Annotated in this window: 12 protein-coding genes; 5 read left to right on the top strand and 7 right to left on the bottom strand. The window is 38.5% G+C overall.

Annotated elements, in window-relative coordinates:
* The first annotated feature begins 5 nt into the window (after positions 1-5).
* Positions 6-1,646: a hypothetical protein gene (locus LVD15_RS06740; protein ID WP_233779538.1), complete on the top strand. Its 1,641-nt coding sequence runs from the start codon at positions 6-8 to the stop codon at positions 1,644-1,646.
* On the opposite strand, the gene LVD15_RS06735 is transcribed toward LVD15_RS06740, so the two are convergent.
* From LVD15_RS06735 to LVD15_RS06710, 6 genes are all read right to left on the bottom strand, one after another.
* On the bottom strand, positions 1,643-3,103 hold the full coding sequence (locus tag LVD15_RS06735) for a cryptochrome/photolyase family protein (protein ID WP_233779537.1): 1,461 nt from the start codon (positions 3,101-3,103) through the stop codon (positions 1,643-1,645). The genes LVD15_RS06740 and LVD15_RS06735 overlap by 4 nt on opposite strands.
* 31 nt (positions 3,104-3,134) lie before the next feature.
* Positions 3,135-3,611, bottom strand: coding sequence for a gamma-glutamylcyclotransferase family protein (locus LVD15_RS06730; RefSeq protein ID WP_233779536.1), 477 nt, complete (start codon positions 3,609-3,611; stop codon positions 3,135-3,137).
* A 168-nt stretch (positions 3,612-3,779) separates the two neighbouring features.
* The gene (locus LVD15_RS06725; protein WP_233779535.1) at positions 3,780-5,597 is read right to left on the bottom strand and encodes an acyl-CoA dehydrogenase FadE; all 1,818 of its coding nucleotides are present in this window, start codon (positions 5,595-5,597) and stop codon (positions 3,780-3,782) included.
* Positions 5,598-5,719: 122 nt separating this feature from the next.
* Positions 5,720-6,895: a thiolase family protein gene (locus tag LVD15_RS06720; RefSeq protein ID WP_233779534.1), complete on the bottom strand. Its 1,176-nt coding sequence runs from the start codon at positions 6,893-6,895 to the stop codon at positions 5,720-5,722.
* Between the two features lie 171 nt (positions 6,896-7,066).
* A complete protein-coding gene (locus LVD15_RS06715) occupies positions 7,067-9,466 on the bottom strand; it encodes a 3-hydroxyacyl-CoA dehydrogenase/enoyl-CoA hydratase family protein (RefSeq protein ID WP_233779533.1) in 2,400 nt (799 codons plus the stop codon).
* On the bottom strand, positions 9,453-9,923 hold the full coding sequence (locus tag LVD15_RS06710) for a MarR family winged helix-turn-helix transcriptional regulator (RefSeq protein ID WP_233779532.1): 471 nt from the start codon (positions 9,921-9,923) through the stop codon (positions 9,453-9,455). The genes LVD15_RS06715 and LVD15_RS06710 overlap by 14 nt, the downstream gene beginning before the upstream one ends.
* A gap of 273 nt (positions 9,924-10,196) precedes the next feature.
* Between LVD15_RS06710 and LVD15_RS06705 the strand changes: the two genes are divergently transcribed.
* The 3 genes from LVD15_RS06705 to LVD15_RS06695 are packed head-to-tail and all read left to right on the top strand — an operon-like array spanning position 10,197 to position 13,232.
* On the top strand, positions 10,197-11,462 hold the full coding sequence (locus tag LVD15_RS06705) for a sensor histidine kinase (RefSeq protein ID WP_233779531.1): 1,266 nt from the start codon (positions 10,197-10,199) through the stop codon (positions 11,460-11,462).
* Positions 11,452-12,129 (top strand): response regulator transcription factor, encoded by a 678-nt coding sequence (locus LVD15_RS06700; RefSeq protein ID WP_233779530.1) that lies wholly within the window; start codon positions 11,452-11,454, stop codon positions 12,127-12,129. The genes LVD15_RS06705 and LVD15_RS06700 overlap by 11 nt, the downstream gene beginning before the upstream one ends.
* Before the next feature lie 47 nt (positions 12,130-12,176).
* The gene (locus tag LVD15_RS06695) at positions 12,177-13,232 is read left to right on the top strand and encodes a PA0069 family radical SAM protein (RefSeq protein WP_233779529.1); all 1,056 of its coding nucleotides are present in this window, start codon (positions 12,177-12,179) and stop codon (positions 13,230-13,232) included.
* Here the strand turns inward: LVD15_RS06695 and LVD15_RS06690 are convergent.
* The gene (locus LVD15_RS06690) at positions 13,229-15,076 is read right to left on the bottom strand and encodes a 7TM diverse intracellular signaling domain-containing protein (protein WP_233779528.1); all 1,848 of its coding nucleotides are present in this window, start codon (positions 15,074-15,076) and stop codon (positions 13,229-13,231) included. The two genes, LVD15_RS06695 and LVD15_RS06690, sit on opposite strands and share 4 nt — an antisense overlap.
* Before the next feature lie 202 nt (positions 15,077-15,278).
* Here LVD15_RS06690 and LVD15_RS06685 point away from each other — a divergent pair, with 202 nt between their 5' ends.
* A complete protein-coding gene (locus LVD15_RS06685) occupies positions 15,279-17,249 on the top strand; it encodes a sensor histidine kinase (protein ID WP_233779527.1) in 1,971 nt (656 codons plus the stop codon).
* Positions 17,250-17,251: the final 2 nt, after the last annotated feature.

The following is a 17,251-nucleotide window of genomic DNA, read 5'->3' as shown; positions in this document are numbered from 1 at the left end:
TATCTATGAAAGGCATCTTTTTGTCAGTGCTTTTGTGCTATGTTGTTGCTTTAAATGGGTTTTCTCAAACAGAGGTTCGCCCGCTTCCTCCTAACATTAATCGGCCTTCTATTAACTTGTTTGCCCCTTTTATTAGTGGCGATGGAAAAACCATACTGTTTTTATCTGATTATACTGATGACGGATATCATAGCATGCGATGGGCTACCAAAAAGACCATTTCTACCTGGAATGATGGTTTAGAAGTTAATAAGCTGATAAACAGAGCTACTTTAAACTTCAGAGGAGGTTATAGTCTTAGCTTTGATGGTGATCTCATGATTTTCACCTCAAGAAAATCTGGTTTGGGTGGCTTTGACTTATGGTACAGTACCCGAAAAGGCAATGACTGGGAGGCTCCTAAGAATTTCGGAAAACCTATAAATAGTGATACCAATGATGGTTGCGGTATGCTATCACCTGATGGGGAATATCTTTATTTTATGAGATGTGACCAGATGGAAGCCTATAGCGGAGCAAGTGGTTGTAAGCTTATGGTGGCTAAAAAAACGTATAATGGCTGGGAGGAACCAGAGCCTTTGCCTGCTAATATTAATACCGGAAATTCTCAAGCCCCTAGGATTTTGGCAGATGGAGAAACGTTAGTTTTTTCTTCTGATCAGATGGGAGGAAAAGGAGGTTTTGATTTATTTATGAGCCGTAAAGAAGACGATGGCTGGTCAGATCCTGTTCCTATGGATTTTATTAATACTGAAAAAGATGATCAGTTTATAAGTATTCCCGCTAAGGGAAGGTATTTATATGGGGAAATAGATGGTATAAAAGACCGAGAAATAGCGGAGGTGCTTATTCCGGAAGAATTTCAACCGAATAAGGTCATGAGAATTCAGGGAAAAGTGACTGATGGAGTGAGTGGAGAACCTTTAAATGCCAACCTTACCGTTTTTAATGTGGATATGAGAGATCGCTTATGGAATGAGAAGGTGGGCAAGCAAGGAGAGTTTACTATAGTGCTTAAAGAAGGCTCAGTATATGATATTTCATTAGATGTAGAAGACAAAGGATACATGTATTTCTCAAAAATATATGATCTTAAAGAAGTGGGGTCTCGAGATAAGGAGGTGTTGAATATCGCTCTTGAACCTATGAAAATTGGAGCGCAGTATCCATTAGATGTTTTGTTTGAGGAAAATTCAGCAGAACTAAATGAAGATGGTGTTTTTGAATTAAGGCGTGTTTCTGACCTGCTTCGTAAAAATGAGGATATGAAAGTAGAGGTCGAGGTGGTTTTAAATAATTATGAGGAAGATTCTGTGGAATCAGACGTATTATCTGAAGTAAGGATAGATACCACATTTCAGGCAACTTCTTACAAAGAGGTGTCATTAGACTCTGTAAAAAGTGTAAAAAGAGCCGATGCTTTAATAATAAATGTAGATAGTGCAAAAGTAGAAGAGCATGAACCTACTATGACACTTACTAAGGTATACCATAATGACCGAGCTGAAAAGCAGGCAGAAGCCATTAAAACTTATATTGAAGGCAGAGGGGTAAAGGCAAATAGGATAAAGCTGAAATGGAGTAAAGGCCAAAATGAAGCTGCCGAGAAGCCAGTAACTATAACCATGAAAATACTGTCTCTCTAAAAGTTATTCAAGAACTCTTCAGCAATGTCAATATGGTGCTGAAGAGTTTTTTTATCCATTTTCTCTAACATTTTGATCATAAAAGACATGCGGTGGTTTTTGCTGAATTCATTTTCATGGATTTTTAAAAACCTCCAATAAAGGCCATCCCACACCTTACACCATTGGCTTTTTTTATAATCACTCATTTTGAGCACATAATTAGAGCTGGAAATATATGGCTTGGTAGTAATAAGTCCGCCGTCAGTGTATTGCGTCATTCCATAAACGTTAGGTACCATTACCCAGTCATAAGCATCAATAAAAAGGGTCATAAACCAGGAGTAAATTTCATCAGGATCAAATTCGCATAGCAGCATGAAGTTGCCCAAAATCATTAGTCGCTCTATATGATGGCAGTAGCCCGTTTGTAGCACTTTTTTAATGGTATGGTCTATAGGTTCTATACCTGTGGTGCCATTCCAAAATGTTTCTGGTATTTTTCTCTGATGGTTGAAATGGTTATTTGTTCTTTCAAAAACGCCCTCAAAAGCATAAACGCCCCGCATAAATTCTCTCCATCCTATAATTTGTCTTACAAACCCTTCCAGGCAATTAAGGGGATAATGATGTGCTTTATGTTTTTCGAAAAGTGTGTTTAATATCTGTTTTGGAGTAATTAAGCCGATATTTAAAGCGGGGGTAAGAAGGGAATGGAAGAGGAAAGATTCATTTTTACTTATAGCATCTTCGTAATCTCCAAAGAGCTGCATGCGATTATCCAGAAAATCGATTAGTGCTTCTTCAGCCTGGTAGTGCGTTATAGGATAGTCAAAGCCATACAATTCACCATAGTTTTGATCAAAATGATTTTCTACGTATTGCTTAGCTTCCTGAGCGTAATGATTTTCCTGTGGTTGATAAGGTTTAGGAATAGATATGTCTTTTGGTAATTTTTTTCTGTTTTCATCATCGTAGCTCCATTTTCCTCCTTCAGGCTCACCATTTTGGATAAGGATATCGTGTTTAATTCGTTGCTTTTTGTAGAAACTAGCCATAAAATACTTTCTATCTGGCAGCATTTCTTTTAAGTCTTCTGGTGTGGATAGAAATCCTGGGCTATTGTAGGCTATTAGTTCAATGGAAAATTTACTTGCCGCTTCTTTGATCCTTTTTTCAAGAAGATAGTCTGCCGGTTTTACATAATGAATAATGTCGACTCGCTTATCAAGGTGGTTTTCAAAAACGTCAGCGATATCAATATGATCATGAGCCTCGATATATTTTGTAGTATACTCTTTTTGATTTAGAAAGCTTTCATAGTATTTCATTGAAGCCCTGTGTAATCCTATTTTTTTCTTATGAAATTTGAATTGAGTGAAATATTGGTGATCCTCAATTAGGTAGATCTTCCTTTTAGCAGCTATGGCAGGATGAGAAGCATATAGCTGATGAGGAAATATGATAGTGGCTTCCATGCTAAGGTTAACAGCATGAGTTTATTGAAAGTTATTGATACTCAGACACCGGGATAGAGTCTGTTTGCATTAGTTTCTCATAATATTCCTGACTGAGAAAGTGCTTTCCCTTGAGCAAATGGAGTAAATGATTGTTAAGCGGCTTTAACCCCTCCTTACATCGGGAGGTGTTACCAATATATAGAAAGGCGGTTTCTGTTTGTCCGCTTCTTAGCTTTACTTGCTGGTTTTCCTTTTTATAGTCTACAGGGAAGTTTTCATATAGATCTATATAAGTTACTGAATGTTCGTCAGTAGTAATCAAAATGCCTTCTACTTCATTAGTGGGACTTTGCATGATGTTGGCATATCCTACACCTGTGAGGTCGTTATCTTTTACATTAAAAGTGAGTTTGTACTCTTGCAAAAGGGCAGGCTGCGCTTTAAACACCTTTACTTTTAGCAGTTCCAGATGCTCTAAATCCATGTTGGATCCATAAGCGAAATATTTCACCCTCTTTTTATGCACTAGGTTGGGTTTAAGTGTGTGAAATACTATAACAATTATTTTAAAAATAACGTTTCTGCTTTTGGCATTATTAAAAAAAGAAGAGGCTGTCTCAAAAGTATTTACTAGCCAGAATAAATACTTTTGAGACAGCCTCTTACAGTTACAAGAGAATATTTTTACTTCTTATTAGAAGGTATATTCATTTTTAGCAATGATATGGTCTGCAATTCTTCTGCGAGCCTCTTTCAGATTAAAAGGTTCCAGCTTAGTAAATCTTTTCAATCCCATAAGCATCATGCGCTGCTCGTCACCTTCGGCAAAAGCATAAATAGCTTCTTTACCAGCAGAGGCTGCTTTTTCTATTGCTTCATAGAGGTAAACCTTCATCATATCGGTTTCTATTTTCAGGGCTTCTTCGCCTTTTTGTGCAGCGAGTTTTTCTACCCTCAATAGACATGATTCTGCTACATAACCTTCAATAAGCATATCAGCCAGGTTCATTAAAATTTCCTGTTCGCTGCTCAGCTTTTGCATGAACTTTTGAACGGCAGCTCCTGCCACCATAAGGCCAGCTTTTTTCAGGTTTAGCAATGCCTTTTTCTCTTTAGCAAACAAGGTCTCATCGTCAGAAGCTCCGAAGTCAGGAATAGACATGAGCTCTTTTTGCACTTCCATGGCAGGCTTCATAAGATCTAAGTGGCCTTTCATAGCTCTTTTTAGGAGCATGTCTATGCAAAGCATTCTGTTAATCTCATTAGTACCTTCAAAAATCCTGTTAATACGAGCATCACGGTAGGCACGATCCATAGGGCTTTCTGCTGAGAAACCCATACCTCCATATATTTGCACGCCTTCATCAGTAACAAAGTCCAATACCTCAGAGCCATGAACCTTAAGTATGGCGCATTCTATGGCAAATTCTTCCACTGATTTCAGTCTGGCTTTAGCGGGTTCCACACCTTTTTCTACCAATCTGTCATAAGCATCATCAATGTTTTGTCCTGCACGGTAGTGCGCAGACTCAGAGGCATAAACTTTAGTGGCCATTTCTGCCAATTTGTGTTTAATAGCTCCAAAGTTGGAAATGGAAGTGCCAAATTGCTTTCTTTCATTGGCGTAGTTTACTGCGTTATCAATCACGCCTTTGCTACCGCCTATGGCAGCAGCACCAAGTTTTATTCGGCCAATATTGAGAATATTAACCGCTATTTTGAATCCATTTTCCCTTTCAGAAAGCATATTTTCTACAGGTACTTTGCAGTCGTTGAAGAAGATCTGTCGGGTAGAAGAACCTTTGATACCCATTTTTTTCTCCTCTTCATTCATAGTGATGCCACCAAAGCCTTTTTCTACAATGAAAGCAGAAAGGTTTTTGTCATCATCAATTTTTGCGAATACAATAAATACATCGGCGAAGCCACCGTTGGTTATCCACATTTTTTGGCCGTTGATAATGTAGTGCTTGCCGTCATCAGTAAGCTTGGCTTTGGTCTTCCCAGAGTTAGCATCAGAGCCTGAATCTGGTTCAGTGAGACAGTAAGATGCTTTCCATTCGCCAGAAGCTAGTTTAGGTAGATATTTAGCTTTTTGCTCATCATTACCATAATATAAAATAGGCAGTGTACCTATGCCTGTGTGAGCAGAAATGGCTACAGCAAAAGAATGGCCTGCACCAAGCACTTCTGTTACCAGCATAGAAGTGTTAAAATTCATTCCGAAGCCACCATATTCTTCCGGCACTGAGGTTCCTAAAAGACCCAACTCGCCGGCCTTGTCAAGTAAAGAAGGCATAAGCTCTGGTTGCTTCATAGAGTCTATCTCGTCTAGCCGGGTAAGAATTTCTTGTTTAAGAAAATCTTTACAGGTTTGAGCTATCATCTTTTGTTCTTCATTCCATTCTTCAGGAATAAAAACTTCTTTAGCTTCTGTTTCTTTGATTAAAAACTCACCACCTTTTATGGCTTCTGATGTTTCTTGTGATTGTTCCGTTGCTGTAGTGCTCATAAGTAATTAGATTTTTAGTTTTGAGTAGAGAGTATTGAGGCATCATCTGCTCAAATCGAATGTTATGTTGTCTTAATCTTCTTTTAAAAAGTGAATTTCATATTAAAATATCTGCACTTCTTTTACTTCAGGAATTCATAAATACCTGCTACACCTTGTCCGCCACCTACGCAAGCGGTGACCATTCCGTATTTGCTGCCTTGTCTTCTTCTCATTTCGTTTAATAAGGTGAGAGATAGGCGTGCGCCAGTGCTACCAAGCGGGTGACCCAGAGCAATAGCACCTCCATTTACGTTTACCTTAGACATATCCATTTCAAGGTCTCGAATAACGGATAAAGATTGTGCTGCGAAGGCTTCATTGAGTTCAATCAGATCAATGTCTTTCAGTTTTAAGCCCGCTCTATCTAGTGCTTTAGGCACCGCATAAGTAGGGCCAACCCCCATAATGCGAGGCTCTACACCAGCTACAGCATAGCTCACTAGTCTGGCTACTGGCTCCAGCCCCAGTTCTTTCACCTTTTTTTCTGACATTACCACTACGAAGGCAGCACCGTCATTAGTAGGAGATGAGTTACCGGCTGTTACTGACCCTCCCGCTGCAAACACTGGTTTTAGCTTGCCTAATACTTCTTTGCTGGTATCAGCTCTTGGGCCTTCATCAGTATCTACTGTATATTCACGGGTTTTCTTTTTCCCCTCTTCTACATAGGTTTCAGTTACATTAATGGGCAAAATTTCATCTTTGAACTTACCTTCTTTCTGAGCTGTAACCGCTTTCATGTGCGAGTTATAAGCAAATTCATCCTGATCTTCTCTTGAAATTTTCCATTCTTGAGCTATTTGTTCAGCGGTGAGGCCCATGCTGGTGTAATAGTCAGGATGTTCAGCGGCTATTTTATAATTTAAGGCTGTTTTATAGCCCATTACAGGCACCATTGACATGGATTCCGTACCTCCTGCTATTACTACATCTGCCATGCCAGCATTAATTTTTGCTGAAGCCAGATGAATAGCCTCTAAGCCCGAGCCACAGTAGCGGTTGATCACCATTCCGGGAGTGTCTATGCCTAAGGCCATGAGTGATATCATTCTACCCATTTGCATGCCTTGCTCAGCTTCCTGTACGGCATTACCCACTATCAGGTCATCTACCATTTCATTTTCCAGGCCATCAATAGAGCTTACCAAATGCTTGATAGTTTCCACAGCCAAGTCATCAGGTCGAGTGAAGCGGAAGCCACCCTTTTTAGCTCGGCCTACTGCTGTTCTAAATCCTTTTATTATATATGCATTCATTGTTTCTTTAGTTTTAGTGATTAGTATTTAGTAAATAGCTCATAGTCTATTAGGACCTTTTCAAAGGCTAGACACTGCTTTTTGCCCAATCTTTATATCCTTATAGCTACTCATTTTTAAATTGTTACTAACTTCTATGTACTAATTACTATCTGCTCAATACTATATTCTTTAATTTCTCAGTGGTTTACCAGTGGTTAAAATACTCTGAATTCTTTCCAGTGTTTTCTTCTCTCCGGTTAAGGAAAGGAAGGCTTCTCTTTCCAGGTCAAGAAGGTACTGTTCTGATACTTCTTGTGGGTAAGAAAGGTCGCCGCCACTCATTACATAAGCTATTTTATTGGCTATTTTCACATCATGGTCAGAGATGTATCTTCCCATTTTCATACCGTGAACACCAGCCATAAACAGAGCCATACCCGTTTTTCCTTGTACCTTAATATTGGTAGCCTGAATAGGTTGAGTATAACCTGCTTCGGCCAACTCCAGCACTGTAGCCTTGGCTTCAGCTATTTGTCGGTCTTTATTAATGGTTATTTTATCTTTTGAACTAAGAATGTTCATGCCAATAGCCTCATGAGCTGACGTAGCTACTTTAGCTGTGGCTATGTTCATGAATGAATTTTGTAATGCATTGAGCTCTACATCACCAGCCTCTAGTGAGTCAGATACTCTTTTGGTAAGCTCTTTAGTGCCGCCACCACCAGGGATTAGGCCCACGCCTACTTCTACCAGACCTATATAAGTTTCTGCAGCAGCTTGTACTACATCTGAATGCATGGTCATTTCACACCCGCCACCCAAGGTAAGTCCGTGAGGAGCCACTACCACCGGTACGGAAGAGTACCTTACCCGCATCATGGTGTTTTGGAAATGTCTGATCATGAAGTCTACTTCATCATATTCCTGCTCTATGGCATACATAAAGATCAGACCTAGATTGGCTCCGGCAGAGAACTGAGCTCCTTGATTCCCGATTACCAGTCCATGATAATCTTTTTCGGCCATATCAATCGCTTTGTTAATACCTTCTACCACTTCGCTGCCCAGCGTATTCATTTTGCTATGAAATTCTATGTTGAGGACACCGTCTCCAAGGTCAAATATAGAGGCGCCAGCGTTGCTCCAAAGCTTTTTGCTTCCTCTGATATCATCCAGGATAATGTATTCTTCAGCTCCAGGTATGGCTTTGTATGATTTTGAATCGATGTCATAATAATGCTTAAGGCCATCTTTAACAGTGTAGAAAGAATCAAATCCGGCATCGAGCATATCATATACCCATTGGTTGGGTTTGTAGCCCATCTCTTCCATTTTTTCAATGGATTTTTTTACACCTACGGCATCCCAGGTAGCAAACGGACCTACTTCCCAGCCAAAACCAGCACAAATGGCATCATCTATTTTGTAAAGCTCATCGGCCACTTCTGGTATTCGGTTAGAAACATAAGTGAATAAAGCATAGAATGAGTCTCTGTAGAATTCACCAGCTTTGTCTTTACCGGCAAATAGAGCTTTGAACCTTTCTTTTAAATTATCGATGGGCTTGGTAGCTTCAAGGGTAGCGAAGCTGGCCTTGGCTTTAGGGTGATATTCTAAAGTCTTAAGATCCAAGGTAAGAATTTGAGTTTTACCTTTTTCATCTTTGGTCTTTTTATAAAAACCCTGACCTGTTTTATCTCCCAGCCATTTGTTTTCTTCTAATTTGGCTACTACTTCTGGTAGTTTAAAAATCTCTCTTCCTTCATCATTAGGGAGCCCTTGATACAGACCATTGGCTACTTTTATCAAAGTATCAAGACCTACTACATCAGATGTTCTGAAGGTAGCTGATTTTGGTCTGCCTATTACTGGTCCGGTAAGCTTGTCTACTTCATCTACATTGAGATCAAGTTTTTGCATAGTATCTATTACCTTAAGAATGGCATAAATACCTACACGGTTAGCTATAAAGGCCGGAGTATCTTTACACAATACGGTGGTTTTTCCTAAATACAGATCTCCATAGTGCATGAAGAAATCTATGATTTCAGGATCTGTTTTAGGGGTTGGAATAATTTCTAGTAGCTTAAGATAGCGTGGAGGGTTAAAGAAGTGTGTACCACAGAAGTGTTTTTGGAAGTCATCGCTTCGGCCATCCAGCATAAGGTGGATAGGAATACCGGAAGTGTTAGAGGTGATGAGCGTGCCTGGCTTACGGTATTTTTCTACCTGGTCAAATACCTTTTTCTTAATATCCAGATTTTCTACTACAACCTCTATGGTCCAGTCGCAGTCTTTGATCTTTTCCATGTCATCATCAAAGTTTCCTAGAGAAACTCTGCTGGCGAAGGCATTGTCATACAGTGGTGCAGGTTTAGATTTTATAGCAGTGTCAAAAGATTGTTGTACAATTCTGTTTCTTACTGCTTTGTCTTCAAGGGTGAGCCCTTTCTTCTGTTCCTGCTCGCTGAGTTCACGAGGGACAATATCCAACAAGAGCACCTGTACTCCAATATTCGCGAAGTGACATGCAATCCGAGAACCCATGATTCCCGAACCTAACACGGCTACTTTGTTAATTCTTCTCATTGTTGATTTTATGGTTTTCCGTTTTGTATATTTTATTGTGTTCTATGGTCTTGTTAATGGCTTCTATTACTTCAAAAAAGGCTGCTAATTTATCATCAGAGATTTCTTCTTTGAGGTGGTTATTAAAAGCCAGTACCGTTTGCCTGGAGAATTCTTTTTTTCGCTTTCCCACATCAGTTAGGTGTATTCGCACCGATCTTTTGTCAGTGGCATCTGGCTGTCTATACACCAGCCCCTTTTCCTCCATATTTTTAAGTACCCTGGTAAGGCTTCGTGATTCCAAGCCCATCAGAGGCGCTATTTTGGTTGCAGGTGTTCCTTCTTTAGATGATATGTTGAGAAGTACAAATCCTATGGACGTTGTAATTTCTTCTTTAGCCGCCTGCTGGTTATACATTCTGGATATAGCATGCCAGGTGGTCTTGATGTTATGATCTATCGTTTCTTCTCTCTTCACTGCAATCGATTTAAAGTGCGCTTAACAAATATAATTAAATATGTTATGCATGCATACTAAATGAGCAGGAAATTTTTAATGAGGCGATAAAATGCGGTTTGGGGACAAATTGAGCTGCTTTTTAGGATTAAACAGCACTTCAAATTAGTCGATTTGAGCTTAAAACGATCAATTAAGTGAATTAATATAAGAAAAACCGTAGTATATTTTTATAATGTTCTTTCTTTGAAAGGTGTTATCTTATCAGTTTTTAATAATACGTAGCTTTGGGTTATGAGAAGGACAACCATTCGTTTGCTGGTAATATTGGCTGCTATCTCTATAATAGGTATTGTAGTAACTCAGGTCTATTGGTTTAAGCAAGCCTTTAATACCGAGACGGAGCGTTTTGATAGAGAAGTAAACACGGCACTTTATCATGTGGCACAAAGCTTCTTTAAACTCAGTGATGCAGAACCTGCCAACAATCCCATCAAACAACTTTCTACTAATTATTATGTGGTAATGATTAATAATGAAATAGATGCTGGTCTTTTAGAGCATCTATTGAGGGCTGAATTTGAAAAACGGAATATTACTGCAGATTTTGAATATGGTATTTATGACTGTACCAGTGATAAAATGGTCTATGGTAGCTATGTCTCTATGACTCCCGATAGGCCGGTTTCCTCCACTTCTATGTTGCCCAAATGGGAAAATCAGAATTACTATTTTGGTGTACAGTTTCCTAATAAGGCTTCTTTTATCACTGATAGAATGGGTATATGGATATTTTCTTCTACCGTACTTTTTACCGTAGTCATATTTTTTGCTTATGCACTTTTTGTGATTTTAAAGCAAAAGAGGCTTTCTGAAATTCAGAAGGATTTTATTAATAATATGACTCATGAGTTTAAAACGCCGATTTCTACAATAGCCTTGTCTACCGATGTGCTGAAGGATCCGAATATTGTAGAGCAGCCAGAAAGGTTAAGAAACTATGCTATGATCATAGAAAATGAAAACCTGCGATTGAAACATCAGGTGGAGAGAGTGTTGCAAATGGCTAATTTAAACAAGCAGGAGATTAGTCTGAAATCAGAGGTGGTCAATGTGCATCATATCATAGAAGATACTCAGAAGAGTATGATGCTTAGCTTAGGCGAAAAAGGTGGTGAGATTATTTGCAAATTGGAAGCAGACAATGCTGAAATGATTGGCGATAAGCTGCATCTCACTAATGTTATTTTTAACCTGATAGATAACGCTATTAAATACTGCAATACCGTACCCAAGGTGGAAATTAGGACGTATAATGAAAATGGCCGGCTCTTTATTGAAGTGAAAGACAATGGTGTAGGTATAAACAAGCAGCATCAGTCTAAAATATTTGATCAGTTTTTTAGGGTTCCTACTGGCAATATTCATGATGTGAAAGGATTTGGCTTGGGGCTGAATTATGTTAAAATAGTGACCAGAGCCCATAAAGGAACCATAAAAGTAGACAGTGAACCAGATCAGGGAAGTACTTTTGAAATCAGTTTTTTAAATGTCAAATAGAAATATTTTACTGGTAGAAGATGATAATAGCCTGGGTTTTGTAATTCAGGATAACCTGGTGCAGCATGGTTATAAAGTATCGCGCTGCCATGATGGCGATGAGGGGTTATCTACCTATCAGAAAGAGGCCTTTGATTTATGTATTTTAGATGTAATGCTGCCTAAAAAGGATGGCTTTACGCTAGCCCAAGAGCTGAGAAAAATGGATAGTGAAGTGCCTATTATTTTTTTAACCGCTAAGGCCATGCAGGAAGATAAACTGACAGGCTTTGAGGTAGGTGGTGATGATTATATAACTAAGCCATTTCATATTAAAGAGCTTATTTACAGAATAGAAGTTTTCCTTAAAAGAACTCAGCGTAAAGCTGAAAGCGGCACTTTTTTAATTGGGAAGTACGTTTTCGATTATGAAAACCTTTGTTTGAAATTAGCCGGAGCCGAGAAAATGCTCACCCAGAAAGAGGCCGATGTTCTGAAATTTTTATGCTCTCATAAAGGAGAGGTAGTAAAGAGAGAAGATATTTTAAAACATGTATGGGGCAGCGATGATTATTTTTTAGGCCGAAGTATGGACGTTTTTATTTCTAAACTTAGGAAATATCTGAAAGATGATCCTACAGTGGAGATTATTAACCAACATGGAGTAGGCTTTAAATTTTTATGCTAAAACCTATTAAAAGTAGCAATTACTAAAATAAATAGTAATTTTACTTAATGGGCGAAGAGTATAGAAAAGGAAGAGGATCACAAATTCAAACTAAAAATCCTTATTTAAGTCAGGAGTATGTAACAGAACATTGGGAAGGGCTCGATGAAGAATTACTTATGGAGCAGATTCCTACCCAGGTGTTATATGAGACTCCCAAAAAGATAGTTAATAAAGTAGAAAGTCCTGATGTGGGGATGGCCTATTCGCTAAATCCTTATCAGGGTTGTGAGCATGGCTGTATCTATTGCTATGCACGGCGCACGCATGAATACTGGGGCTATAATGCCGGCCTTGATTTTGAAACTAAAATCATAGTAAAGAAAAATGCACCTGAATTATTGGAGAAGCATTTTCTTCAAAAATCATGGCAACCAGAAACCATTATGCTTTCTGGGAATACTGATTGCTACCAGCCATTAGAGCGTAAACTGGGCATTACTAGAAAACTTCTTGAGATTTTTTTAAAATACAGAAATCCGGTAGGCATTATTTCTAAAAATGTGACTATGCTCAGAGACCTGGACCTTCTTAGAGAGTTAGCTCAGCTTAATTTGGTGCGAGTTACCTTGTCTATTACCTCTTTAGATGAGAAACTGAGGGCTAAGCTGGAGCCTCGCACGGCAAGTGCGGCCAGAAAGCTCAAGGCTATAGAGCAAATGACTAAAGCGGGAGTGCCGGTGTCTATTATGAACGCGCCGATTATTCCGGGCTTAAACCATCATGAAATTCCTCAGATCATAAAAGCTGCGGCAGATCATGGAGCTGTTTCTGCTGGCTACACTGTGGTGAGGCTCAATGGCTATATAGGAGAAGTATTTGAAGACTGGCTAAGGAAAAATTTCCCTGATCGGTTTGATAAGGTTTGGAACCAAATCTGTGAAGTTCACGGTGGCAATGTAAATGATAGTGAATTTGGCCGCAGGATGCGTGGTGCGGGGCAGATATCTGACATAATATCACAACTTTTCCATGCTTCTGTAGACAGGCATATGAAGGGGCGGCATGTTCCTGCTATGGATACCTCGCTTTTTAGGAGAGGAGGCCACTATCGGCTATTCTAATTCAGGTGAGCGGTAAATAAATCATGGATGAGTATGTTAGAGCTGTCTGCTGACTGATACACACTTTCAATTTTCTTTTTGAAGTTCCAAACCGTATTACGACGCAGGTCCAGCATCTCACTGAGCTCATCCAGGGTGTAGTCTACATTTTTGTTATTGGTAATGTAAAGTATATAAAAGGCCTTTTCAATAGGGAATTTGATTCTGTGGAAAACGGTGTGGCTGGTAATGGATTCATCATAACCGCACTTGGAGCATCTTCTGGCTAGCTTAGAGTGGCCATCTGAGTATTTGGTGTTACCACATTTCTGGCATTCATAACCTTGCCCCCATTTTAGCTTTTCTAGAAATTTATAGCAGCTGATTTTATCAGGAAAGATCTTGTTAAACTGCTCTAAGGTCAGGTTTTTATTGATCAGCCTGTCCTGAAGGATTTCTTTTATATTATTTTTCAGCTTCCAGTTATCAAGATCTAACAAAGAGTTGATCTTATTAATCTCATTGGTCTGTTCATACAACTTCTGATTGCTCTGCTCTAACAGCAGATTTTTTTCTTCTAGCTGTCGGGTTCTTTTGGCCACCAGATTTTCCAACTCTTTATTGACCTTATCTTTCAGTTTTACATTTTCTTGGTGCTGTATAAGTGTTCTTTTCAGAGCTCTGTCACGGTTATCTTTAAGAATTCTTACCCTATCGCTCAGTGCAAAACTTAGGAATAACATTTCGAACAAGAAACAAATGTGCAAGCTGTAATAAGTAATGATATTAAAAGGCAAAAAGGTGAGATTGAGCAGCGCCTTAAACAAGAAGCCCAGGAATAACATACCATAAGCCATCACGAAAAAACGGGCAGGTTTATAGCCCCTTATCAGTACATAAATGCCTGCATAAAATATAAGTGACAGCGGAATAATCTCTATGTTTCTTTTCTCGAACATAGAGTTATCAATAAAAAGGGCATATAAAAATAGGGCCGTTCTGAGCACAATAGTCCACTGTAATATGGCATGTAGCTTAGGAGCCCTCACTTTGGTATTCAAAAACCTTTGGCCAAAAACTAAAGCCCAGAAAATAAGCAGGAATAGGGCAAAGCCGTAGGCTATCTGGTTCCACTCAGGCGAGGTAGGCCACAGATATTGATAGGCTACACCATCTACACACATAGCATAAACGCCTACACTTAGAATGTAGAAAGTATAAAAAAGATATTTGCTTTCGCGAATGGCTGTGAAAATCAGTAGGTTATATAGACTTATGATCAGAATCATACCATAAAACAGACCGTAGAGGTAATACTCATTGAGCGAATAATGCACAAACCTGTTGATGGTTCTCAAAGCAATTCTTACATCGGCCTTGGTGGCTGATCGAAACATGAAATAAAACTCTTGAGTGCCTTTAAGCTCAGAGTCTAATGGTATTTCGAAGTTTTTATGAAGAAATGGTTTCTGATCAAAATTGTATAAGTCTCCTAAAACAAGTTTTTTATACTTGCCATTTTTATCGGGGATATAAGCTTCTATGTGGTCAATAGTTTGATCATAAAACTCTATAATCCATTGTTTTTGAGTCTGTTCAGGAAAACGAACCTTCATTTTTACCCAATAGGTAGAGCTGGGATCAAAGTCTTTAACGGCAAAATTTTGATTACTTCGAAAAAGCTCAGGTTCTTGTTTTAGCTTTTCGAATGAAGTTTTTCCAGTGGCATCCTGAAAAAATTTCAATTGATTGATAGCCACAATTTCTTCTTCTTGCTCACTGTTAAGTCTGATGGTCTGACTCTCCGCCTCCGCACAAATCAGCAAAAAAAGTATACTGATAGAAAAAATTCTAAGTAGCTTCATGAGAATAAAAAAGTAGGTAACGTTTTCTGTAACAGTGAAAATCGAGAAATAAATCGTTAACCGCCAGTGCAGTAAAGGAAGTAATTACAATTTCATTTCAAAATAATATTCAATTGAAAATTTATTATATTTCATTATAGAATATTTTTTATTGATTGTAAAATCCACTGTAATAAGGGTCTATTGTTAACCTTTGATTTTAATGACTTTTAAACCAGTAATTGCGGTATGTAGCATCCTCATGTTTTGGGTTATTTCTTCTCAAGGAATAGCGCAAAATAATGCACTTATTTTAAATGAGGACAATAGTATAATTGACCTTACTCCTTATTTAAGATATTGGAATACCAGTGAAAACACATCTTTAGAACAAGCCTTAACGCAAGGTGATTTTGCGCCATATGAAGAAGGTAAATCGTTAGATAAAATGCAATGGATTTCTTTTAACATAGAAAATCAACTCCAAGAGACCATGCAAGGCAAGATTAACTTCACCTTTACGGATTGGGTAGATTTCTATGTGTTGGATGAAAATGATCGAGTAATAGATCAGGCGAAAAGTGGTGATTTGATTCATGTAAGTGATAGGCCTGTGAAATCTGGTCTCATGGTTTTTCATGAGATTGAAATTCCCGCGAATGAGATGCGTAAAGTATATGTGAAGCTTAAAAGCACTACTAATATTTCTTATCAGTTTAAAAGCTTCACCTTAAAGTCTATAAAATTATACACAGGCAATACTTATTACCTGAGTTTTGAAAAGGAAAAGATATATCAGTCGTTATTCTACGGCGCCCTTTTTATCATGTTCTTTTATAATTTTTTTCTTCTGATCATGGTTAGGAGCTCCAGCTACCTGTACTACATTGTTTTTTTATTTTTTCTTATCGTGTTTTTCTCTTCCAATGGGGGCTATTTAGCAGATACCTTGTTATCAAGTGCACCAAGAATGGACCTTTATATCAGGTTTTTATCTCCGGCTTTTGTTACACTTACCTATCTGTCATTTGCCAGAAGTTTTTTACAAACCCGTAACAGAAATCCAAAACTGGGTAAAGTGACCCTTATGATGATGATTTTGGAAGTGGTTTTAATGATTATCATGTTACTTGGTTTTTGGAAAACAGGACGCACACTGGTCATCATTTCTGCTGCCACTAGTTTCATTCTCATTTTTATATTGGCAATTAAGAATGTCAGGCGTGGTTTTACTCCTGCCCGATATTTTTTGGCGGCCAATGCCCTCTTTTTATTAGTAGGTATTGTGTTTGCCTTAGAACGATTAAGTGGATCATTACCCAATGACTTCGGTCAATATGCTGTCCAGATAGCCATTCTTCTTGAAATAGCCTTGCTTTCTGTTGGCTTGGCCGATAGGATAAATGTGATTAAGAATGTGCTGGCAGAGCAAGCCTTAGAAAATGAAAGGTTAGAAACCCGGAGAGCTCAGGAGAAGAGAAAGATTATACAGCAGAAAAATAAGGAATTGGAAAGGTCTTATGAAGAGCTGGATACTTTTATTTATAAAACGGCCCATGATATAAAGGGGCCGCTGGCCAGGCTTATGGGCTTGTCTAATCTGGCTTTAATGGAGATAAAGGAAAAGAAGGCCAGAGCCTATTTTGATATGTTCTATAAGGATACTAAATACCTTAATAAAATTCTATCGAGGTTATCATCAGTGCATGATATTAGTGCAGCCAGAGTAGATCCGCAGCAAGTAGATGTTAATTCATTATTAGATCAGTTGCTTAGAGAAAATAAATTAAGACTCGAACCATTTACTGTGGAGAAGAGCGTACAGGCAGAACTTGTGGTTTACTCTGACCCGGGCCTATTGAAATTTGTTATTTCTGATTTGCTGGATAATGCCATTAAATTTATTGACCCGGAAAAGGAAGAGCATATTATTGAGATCTCAGCACGAACGGTGGAAGATATGCTTGAAATCAATTTAGTGGATAATGGTATTGGCATAAAAGAAGAAGATATTCCTTCCCTCTTTGAAATGTTCACACGAGCGGCAGCTATTCATGGTTCTATTGGCTTGGGGCTTTATATGGTGAACTTGGCCGCTGCCAGGCTTGGAGGTAGTGTGGTTTTAGTGACTAATGAAGCTAATATTGCTCACTTTAGAGTAAGAATTCCCATCAACTATGCTAAGGAGGAATAAAA

This window comes from Fulvivirga maritima, from assembly GCF_021389955.1.
GTDB classification, from domain to species: Bacteria; Bacteroidota; Bacteroidia; order Cytophagales; family Cyclobacteriaceae; genus Fulvivirga; species Fulvivirga maritima.
Note: the sequence above shows the minus strand (reverse complement) of the source record. Positions and strands in the feature narration are given on the sequence as shown.

What these genes read in the sequence shown, in the direction of transcription:
- LVD15_RS06705 (WP_233779531.1), top strand. Translation starts at nt 10,197, where the DNA reads ATGAGAAGGACAACCATTCGTTTGCTGGTAATATTGGCTGCTATCTCT.
- LVD15_RS06685 (WP_233779527.1), top strand. Translation starts at nt 15,279, where the DNA reads ATGACTTTTAAACCAGTAATTGCGGTATGTAGCATCCTCATGTTTTGG.
- LVD15_RS06690 (WP_233779528.1), bottom strand. Translation starts at nt 15,076, where the DNA reads ATGAAGCTACTTAGAATTTTTTCTATCAGTATACTTTTTTTGCTGATT.
- LVD15_RS06715 (WP_233779533.1), bottom strand. Translation starts at nt 9,466, where the DNA reads ATGAGAAGAATTAACAAAGTAGCCGTGTTAGGTTCGGGAATCATGGGT.
- LVD15_RS06725 (WP_233779535.1), bottom strand. Translation starts at nt 5,597, where the DNA reads ATGAGCACTACAGCAACGGAACAATCACAAGAAACATCAGAAGCCATA.
- LVD15_RS06700 (WP_233779530.1), top strand. Translation starts at nt 11,452, where the DNA reads ATGTCAAATAGAAATATTTTACTGGTAGAAGATGATAATAGCCTGGGT.
- LVD15_RS06735 (WP_233779537.1), bottom strand. Translation starts at nt 3,103, where the DNA reads ATGGAAGCCACTATCATATTTCCTCATCAGCTATATGCTTCTCATCCT.
- LVD15_RS06720 (WP_233779534.1), bottom strand. Translation starts at nt 6,895, where the DNA reads ATGAATGCATATATAATAAAAGGATTTAGAACAGCAGTAGGCCGAGCT.
- LVD15_RS06695 (WP_233779529.1), top strand. Translation starts at nt 12,177, where the DNA reads ATGGGCGAAGAGTATAGAAAAGGAAGAGGATCACAAATTCAAACTAAA.
- LVD15_RS06740 (WP_233779538.1), top strand. Translation starts at nt 6, where the DNA reads ATGAAAGGCATCTTTTTGTCAGTGCTTTTGTGCTATGTTGTTGCTTTA.